The 7,950-nt window shown below is 72.8% G+C and carries 6 protein-coding genes; 2 read left to right on the forward strand and 4 right to left on the reverse strand.

Annotated elements, in window-relative coordinates:
• Window positions 1-192 precede the first annotated feature (192 nt).
• Window positions 193-2,796 carry an ATP-binding protein gene (locus AC1DY2_RS11260; protein ID WP_476762510.1) on the forward strand — a complete coding sequence of 868 codons (2,604 nt, stop codon included), beginning with the start codon at window positions 193-195 and terminating at the stop codon, window positions 2,794-2,796.
• Between the two features lie 49 nt (window positions 2,797-2,845).
• Window positions 2,846-3,739: a hypothetical protein gene (locus tag AC1DY2_RS11265; protein WP_476762511.1), complete on the forward strand. Its 894-nt coding sequence runs from the start codon at window positions 2,846-2,848 to the stop codon at window positions 3,737-3,739.
• Here the strand turns inward: AC1DY2_RS11265 and AC1DY2_RS11270 are convergent.
• From AC1DY2_RS11270 to AC1DY2_RS11285, 4 genes are all read right to left on the reverse strand, one after another.
• Complete coding sequence (locus AC1DY2_RS11270) at window positions 3,729-4,607, reverse strand: sugar phosphate isomerase/epimerase family protein (protein ID WP_476762512.1); 879 nt, start codon at window positions 4,605-4,607, stop codon at window positions 3,729-3,731. The genes AC1DY2_RS11265 and AC1DY2_RS11270 overlap by 11 nt on opposite strands.
• Complete coding sequence (locus AC1DY2_RS11275; RefSeq protein ID WP_476762513.1) at window positions 4,604-5,878, reverse strand: dihydrodipicolinate synthase family protein; 1,275 nt, start codon at window positions 5,876-5,878, stop codon at window positions 4,604-4,606. The genes AC1DY2_RS11270 and AC1DY2_RS11275 overlap by 4 nt, the downstream gene beginning before the upstream one ends.
• Before the next feature lie 2 nt (window positions 5,879-5,880).
• Window positions 5,881-7,092: a Gfo/Idh/MocA family protein gene (locus AC1DY2_RS11280; protein ID WP_476762515.1), complete on the reverse strand. Its 1,212-nt coding sequence runs from the start codon at window positions 7,090-7,092 to the stop codon at window positions 5,881-5,883.
• A 406-nt stretch (window positions 7,093-7,498) separates the two neighbouring features.
• Window positions 7,499-7,702: a hypothetical protein gene (locus AC1DY2_RS11285; RefSeq protein WP_476762514.1), complete on the reverse strand. Its 204-nt coding sequence runs from the start codon at window positions 7,700-7,702 to the stop codon at window positions 7,499-7,501.
• Between the last annotated feature and the right edge of the window lie 248 nt (window positions 7,703-7,950).

Consider the following 7,950-nt stretch of genomic DNA (forward strand, 5'->3'; position numbering starts at 1 on the left):
GCGTCAGGACGGCGACGGTCGGTCGCCACGGCGCGAGTGTACCGCCGGGCGCCGTCGCGCCGCCAGCATCCACGCGCGACGGCCGCCCGGCCGGGGCTCGCATGCTCGCCACGGCCGCCCGGGCGGGGCTCGCATGCTCGCGCTTCCACCGGGCTATTTACAGGCGGATGCCGGGAGGAACAGACTCTGAGCATGAGCCCGGCTGATCGGCCGATCCGCACCCCTGACCAGCGCCTCCGCGTGTTCGTGAGCTCGACACTCCGCGAGCTGGCGGCCGAGCGTCGTGCGGTGCGCGCCGCGGTCGAGCAGCTGGGCCTGGCCCCGGTCATGTTCGAGCTCGGCGCCCGACCGCATCCGCCGCGAGATCTCTACCGCGCCTACCTGGCGCAGAGCGACATCTTCGTGGGGCTGTACGGCGAGCAGTACGGCTGGGTGGCTCCGGGCGAGGAGCTGTCGGGACTCGAGGACGAGTACCGCCTGGCGCCCCCGCAGCTGCCCAAGCTCGTCTACGTTCGGGAGGGCGGCACCCGCGAGCCGCGGCTGCTGGAGCTCCTCGAACGCATCAAGGCCGACGACCGCGCCTCGTACGCCTACTTCACCGACGCCGAGCAGCTCGCCGACCTCGTGCGCGCCGATCTCGCGACTCTGCTCGCCGAACGCTTCACGAGCGCGACGGCTGCCGTCGCCGAGACGGCGGACCCCGTCGAGCGCACGTCCGCGCTGCCGTCGGCGCTCTCCGCCCTGATCGGACGCCAACGCGAACTCGAGGCGGTCGTCGACCTGCTCTCCGACGACGACGTGCGGCTCGTCACGCTCACAGGCCCCGGCGGCATCGGCAAGAGCCGGCTCTCCCTCGACGTCGCGAACCGGGTGCGCGACCGCTTCACCGGCGGCATCGCGTTCGTCGACCTCTCGCCCGTGACCGACCCGGCGCAGGTCGCCGTKGCGATCGCCAACGCGCTCGGGGTGATCGACGTGGGCGACGGCACGCTCGACGAGAAGCTGCGCGTGGCGGTGCGCGACCGGCGCATGCTCCTGCTCCTCGACAACGTCGAGCAGGTGGTCGAGGCCGCCCCGACGATCCGGTCGCTGCTGACGGATGCCCCGCGCCTCGCGGTGCTCGCCACCAGCCGGATCCTGCTGCGCATCTCGGGCGAGCACGGCATCGAGCTGGGGCCGCTGCCGCTGCCCGACCTGCGGCATGGTGCCGACGTCGAGCGCGCGCTCGCGTCGCCCGCGGTCGCACTGTTCGTGGAGCGCGTGCGCGCGGCCCAGCCCGACTTCGAGCTCACCGCCGACAACGTCGACGACGTGGCGGGGATCTGCGCGGCGCTCGACGGCGTGCCCCTGGCGCTCGAGCTCGCGGCCGCCCGGGCCCGTGTGCTCGCCCCGGCCGAGCTCCTGCAACGGCTCGGCAACCGGCTGCTCGTGCTCGGCGGCGGCGCACGCGACCTGCCCGAACGCCAGCGCACCATGCGGTCCACCATCGAGTGGAGCACGCAGCTGCTCACCGAGTCGCAGCGCGAGCTGCTCGCGCGGCTCGGCCTCTTCTCGGGCGGGTTCACCCTCGACGCCGCCGAGTGGATCGCGGAGGGCATCCCCGACGCCGACACCATCGACGACCTCGCGGCGCTCGTGGACGGCAGCCYCGTGCGCCAGCAGGACCGCGGCGACCGCGCGGTGTTCACCATGCTCTCGACGGTGCGCGAGTACGCGCTCGCGGAGCTCGACGGCCACGAGGACGCCCGCAGCCTGCGCGACCGGCATGCCCGGTACTACCTGCGCCTCGGCGAGCAGGCGGAGTACGAGCTCGAGGGGCCCGCCCAGCTGCAGTGGATCACCCGGCTGGCCGAGGAGGGCGACAACCTCCGCACGGCCGCCCGGCACCTGCTCGACATGCGCCAGTGGGCGACCGCGGCGCACTTCGCGTGGACGCTGTACGTGTACTGGTGGGTGCACGGGCACCTCGGCGAGGTGCAGGCGTGGATGCGCGAACCGCTCGACTCGGGCGACGAGCTCGACGACCTCACGCGTGCCACGGCGCTGTACTTCACCCGTGCGATCGCCTTCTGGCGGGACCCCGACGAGTGGCTGGTGCCGGGACTCGGCGAGAGCGCGGCGCTGTTCCGGCGCGAGGGCGAGCGCTCGGGCGAGGCGCTGGCGCTCATCTCGCTCAGCCTGGCCCTGCTCGGGGCGCGCGAACCCGACGCGACCCGTGCCGACGAGGCGCTCGAGGCGAGCCTGACCCTGTTCCGTGAGGCCGGCGACAACTGGGGCGAGGCCCTGGCGCTCGTGACACTCGGGCGAGTGGCGCTGTTCCGCCAGGACGTGCAGGCGGCGCTCGCCCGCTTCGACGAGAGCATCGCGGTCGCCAAGCGGCAGAACGACGACCTCGGCGAGGCGATCGCGCTGCACCACCGCGGCTGGGTCGAGGTGCTCCTCGGCGCCTTCGACGTCGCGAGGGAGTGCTTCGAGCAGAGCCTCGCCAACTCCGAGCGGCTGCACCACGACGAGGGGGTCGCCTACGGGCTCGAGGGGCTCACGGCCGTGGCGGCCGGCACCGGCGACGTGGTGCGGGCGGGCACGCTCCTCGGCGCGGCGGAGGTGGCACGCGAGCGCACCGGGCTCTACGACGCGCCGTCGTTCTCGTTCCACCAGCAGTTCGTCGACGGGCTCCTCGCCTCGCCGTCCGCGGGCACCTTCGAGGCCGCTCGTGCTCGGGGCCGCCGGCTTCCCCTCGATGAGGCCGTCGCCATCGCCCTGGGTCGCGGTGGGACGCCCGAGCCGACCACCTGACCGACTGCCGCGCACGCGGCATCCGCCCACCCATCCCGAGGAGGCACCCATGAGCGACGAGGCACCCATGAGCGACGCGGCACCTGCAACGCACGCGCCCGACCGGCACCACCACGCCGGACCCGAGGACCGGGTGCTGCCCTACACGCGCGTGGTCGCCTACGTGATCATCCCGTTCCTCGTCGCCGCCGCGTTCCTGCTGCTCGTGCTGCCGGGCGGCACCGAGCAGCACTTCGCCTGGACGATCGCGCCGCCGATGACGGCCATGCTGCTCGGTTCCGCCTACGCGGGCGGCATCTGGTTCTTCGCGCAGGTGGCGGTGCAGAAGCGCTGGCATCGGGTGCGGCACGGGTTCCCGGCGGTGCTCGTGTTCGCGACGCTGCTCGCCATCGCCACGATCCTGCACTGGGACCGCTTCCACTTCGGCCACGTCTCGTTCATCACGTGGGCCACGCTCTACGCCTGCACGCCCGTGCTGATCCTCATCGCGATCATCCTGAACCTCCGCGAGGACGACGGCATGCCCGAGGGCGACGACATCGAGATCGCCGCGCCCTGGCGGTACGTGCTCGCGCTCGTCGGCGCCGCGGCATCCGTCACCGGGCTGGTGCTCTTCATCTCCCCGTCGCTGCTCATCGGCGCCTGGGCGTGGGACGTCACCCCGCTCACCGCCCGCGTCGTCGGCGCGGTGCTCACGCTGCCGGGCCTCGTCAACGTGTGGATGCTCTGGGACGACCGGTGGTCGGCGTTCCGCCACGTGTTCCAGGCCCAGCTGGCGAGCCTCGCCTGCATCCTCATCGCGATCGTCGTGCGGATCGGCGACTTCCAGTGGCAGCGGCCGAGCGCGTGGCTGTTCGTCGGCGGCATCGTGCTGTCGGCCGTCGTCTACGTCGTGTTCTACGCCTCCCTCGAGCGGGCGCGCCGGGGGAACGTCAGACGGTGACGGATGCCGCGAGGTGCGGCGCGACCGCGGAGCCGAAGCCCGCGGCGGTGCGCGCGACGACCTCGGCGTACGGCGTGTCCCAGATCTCCTGGTTGAAGATCTCGACCTCGACGTCGCCCCGGTAGCCGGTCGCCTCGACCGCGTCGGTGAGCGACGCGAAGTCGATGACGCCGTCGCCCGGGTAGTGGCGGCCAAGGAGCACGTCGGCCGGCAGCGGGGTCTTCCAGTCGCAGACCTGGTAGGTCGCGATGCGACCCTCGGCGCCCGCGCGCGCGATCTGCGGCAGCACCTCGGGGTCCCACCAGACGTGGAACGTGTCGACGGTGACGCCGACCACCGAGGGGTCGAAGGGCGCCGCGAGGTCGAGCGCCTGCTTCAGCGTCGAGACCACGGCGCGATCCGACGCGTACATGGGATGCAGCGGCTCGATCGCGAGGGTCACCCCAGCCGCCTGCGCCTCGGGGGCGAGTTCGGCGAGGGCGTCCGCGACGCGAGCGCGTGCGCCGAGCAGGTCGGTCGACCCCTCGGGGATGCCTCCGGCGACGAGCACGTAGATCGGGGTGGACCCGGCGGCACCGGCGGCGGCGAGCGCGGCCGTCTCCTCGATGCCCCGGAGGTTGTCGCCGATCGACGCGCGCCGGGCGGGCCCCTCGGGCATGGTGAAGAAGCCGCCGCGGCAGTAGGTCGAGAGGCGCAGGCCCGAGTCGCCCAGGCGGCGCGCCGCCTCGTCGAGGCCGACCGCGTGCACCGGCTCGCGCCACAGGCCGATCGACTCGTAGCCGCCGGCCGCGGTGACCTGGAGGGCCTCGTCGAGCGAGGCGTACTTGATCGTGGCCTGGTTCAGCGACAGGCGGGGGTGGGCGCTCATGCGAGCACCTCGACGTCGTCGGACGGGGCCTCGGCTGCGGTGTCCGTCGTCTCAGAGGCATCCGCCGTCGCAGGGGTCGCCTCATCGGCAGCGGATTCCGGGACCGCCGCCGTGACGTCGATGCCGTTGAGCGTCAGCAGCGAATGCCAGCGGGCGGCCGCGAGCTCGGGCCGCTCGAGCGAGCCCGAAGCGTTCGCCAGTTCGACGATGCGGGACAGGTGCGGCAGGCTGCGGGCGGCGTGCAGGCCGCCCACCATCTGGAACGCGGCCTGGTGGCCGTTCAGCCAGGACAGGAACGCCACGCCCGTCTTGTAGTAGTACGTCGGCGCGGCGAAGACCTGCTGCGAGAGCGGCTCGGTCGGCGCGAGGATCGCGCGGTACGCGTCGACGTCGCCGCGGTCGAGCGCCTGGATCGCCGCCGACGCGTTCGGCGCGAGCGCCGCGAACGCGCCGAGCAGTGCGTCGGAGTGGCCGCGCTCGTCGCCCTCGATGAGCCCCACGTAGTGGAAGTCGTCGCCCGTGAACATGCGCGCCGACTCGGGGAGCTTCTCGCGCACGGCGATCTCGGCGTCGGCGTCGAGCAGGCTCATCTTCACGCCCTGCACCTTGTCGCGGTTGTACTCGATGATCTGCAGGAGCGTCGCCGCCGAGGCATCCGTGTCTGCGGAGCCGAAGTAGCCGGTGAGGCTCGGATCGAACGCCGGCCCGAGCCAGTGCAGCACCACGGGGCCGCCGGCCGCGGCGAGCACCTCGCGGTACACCCGGCGGTAGTCGTCGGCCGTGCGGGCCGCCCGCGCGAGATGCCGGCTCGCCATGAGCACGACGCCCGCACCCGCGTCCTCCGTGTGGTGCAGCTGCTCCTTGTAGGCGTCGATGACCTGCTCGAGCGAGATGTGCTCCTCGTCGACGTGGTCGGTGTTCACGCCCACGACCAGCCTGCCCCCGACGGATGCCGCTTCCGCAGCACTGCGGCTGATCAGCTCGCGCGTGGCCAGGGCATCGAGCCCCATGTTGCGCTGCGCGGTGTCCATCGCGTCGGCGACGCCGAGCCCCCACGACCACACATGGTGGCGGAACGCGAGCGTCGCGTCCCAGTCGATGTCGGCCGGCTCGCCGGGCGTGTTGTCGGCGAACGGCTTGGGCACCACGTGCGCGGCCGCGTAGGCGATCCGGCTCGTGAGGGGATGCCGCGGCTTCGAGAACGCCGGCGCCTCCGCGAGCGGCACGGCGCGCAGGTCGCCGGTGCCGTCGATGAGGGTGATCGCGGTCATGGTCAGCGCGCCCCGGTCAGCTCGGGGGCCTCGACGGACGCCGGCGCCGCGGCATCCGTGGTGCTCGCGGCATCCGTGGACGGGCCGTCGAGCGTCACGACCGGCAGTGTGATGCGGCGGCCCTCGGCGGAGGACTTGAGGCCCTCCTCGGCGAGGAGCACGCCGCGCGCGCCGGCGAGGAAGTCGTAGTGGTTCGGGGCGTCCTCGACGACGTGGCGGATGAACTCCTCCCACTGCGTCTTGAAGCCGTTCTCGAACTCGCGGTTGCCGGGGGACTCGATCCAGTCGGCGGCGTAGTCGTGCTCGTCGGCGAGATCGGGGTTCCACACCGGCTTCGGCGTGGCGTTGCGGGGCTGGATCTTGCAGCCGAACAGGCCGACCACGGCCGAGCCGTGCGTGCCGTCGACCTGGAACTCGACGAGCTCGTCGCGGTTCACGCGCGTCGTCCAGCTCGAGTTGAGCTGCGCGACCACGCCGCCCTCGAGCTCGAAGATCGCGTAGGCGGCGTCGTCGGCGGTGGCCGCGTAGGGGTGGCCCTTCTCGTCGACGCGCTCGGGGATCTCGGTGACCGCACGCGCGTACACCGACTCGACGCGGCCGAAGAGATTCTCCAGCACGTAGTTCCAATGGGGGAACATGTCCACGATGATGCCGCCGCCGTCCTCGGCGCGGTAGTTCCAGCTGGGCCGCTGCGCGGGCTGCCAATCGCCCTCGAAGACCCAGTAGCCGAACTCGCCGCGCACGCTCAGGATGCGCCCGAAGAATCCCGAGTCGATGAGCCGCTTCAGCTTCTGCAGGCCCGGGAGGTAGAGCTTGTCGTGCACGACGCCGTTCTTGATGCCGGCCTCCTCGGCGAGGCGCGCGAGCTCGAGCGCCTCCTCGAAGGACTCGGCGGTGGGCTTCTCGGTGTAGATGGCCTTGCCCGCGGCGATCGCCTTCTTGATGGCCTGCGCCCGTGCCTTGGTGACGAGGAAGTCGGCGTAGATCTGCCAGCGGTCGTCGGCGAGCGCCTCGTCGAGGTTCGTCGTGTAGTGCTCGATGCCGTGCTTCGCGGCGAGGTCGGCGAGCTTCTTCTCGCTGCGGCCGACGAGGATGGGCTCGACCTGCACGCGGGTCTCGCCGTCGGCGAGGAGCACGCCGCCCTGCTCGCGGATCGCGAGGATCGAGCGCACGAGGTGCTGCCGGTAGCCCATGCGGCCCGAGACGCCGTTCATGATGATGCCGATGGTCTGCGGCGCCGGCGCGGTGTGCTGGTCGCGGGTCTGCTGGTCGGTCTGCGGGGTGGTCTGCTCTGCCACGGTGGATTCCTGTTCGAGCCGGGAGCGGGCGGAGGCGGGAGCCGCCGCTTCGCTGCGGGAAAGCGTTTACCCGAGTGTAGGACAGGCATGGCGAATGCGCAACACCCCTGTGCGGGGCGGCCGCACGCGCGGCGGCGCCGGCGCGGCGCCGGAGCGCTGCGACCGGGGCGCAGCACGCGGCGACGCGCCCACCCGGAACGCCGAGTGGTCACTTCTGGCGGGGTGCGGGCGCGCGAGAGCGCCGATCGTGACCACTCGCTGCTGCGACCAGGCGTGTCGGCGAGTCGGTGAGCGCCGTGCGCGGCGGCCCGTCGAAGCGGCGTCAGCCGGCGCTGCGCACGCGGGGCCCGGACGGGAGCTCGGCGTCATCCGCCGGCTGCTCGGCCTTCCGGCCGGCCGCGGAGCGCTGCTCGGGCCGTCGGCGGCGAAGGAGCGGCGAATCCGACACGGCGGCGAGCGCCACCAGGCAGGCGACGCTTCCGATGAGCAGCGCGAGGATCTGGAGCGCGGCGAGGAAGGGGTTCATGGTGCACCTCACGATGGGACCGTCTTTGGCAGGCCAGTATCTTCCCACGAACCCGTGCTGGGACGCACGGGTCTTGACGCGGGGGCATCCGCCTCATCCCAGATCGGATGCCGCGAGCCGGCCTTCGCGGCGCAACCGGACTTGGGGCCGCGGCGCGCGGGTGGCTGGCCGCGGGTCTCAGCCCCGGCTCAGTCCCGGCGCGGCGTCGACTCGCGCAGCACGACCTCCGTGGCGACGGAGCCCTCGGC

The sequence above is a fragment of the Agromyces sp. P1_H4 genome, from assembly GCF_056405255.1.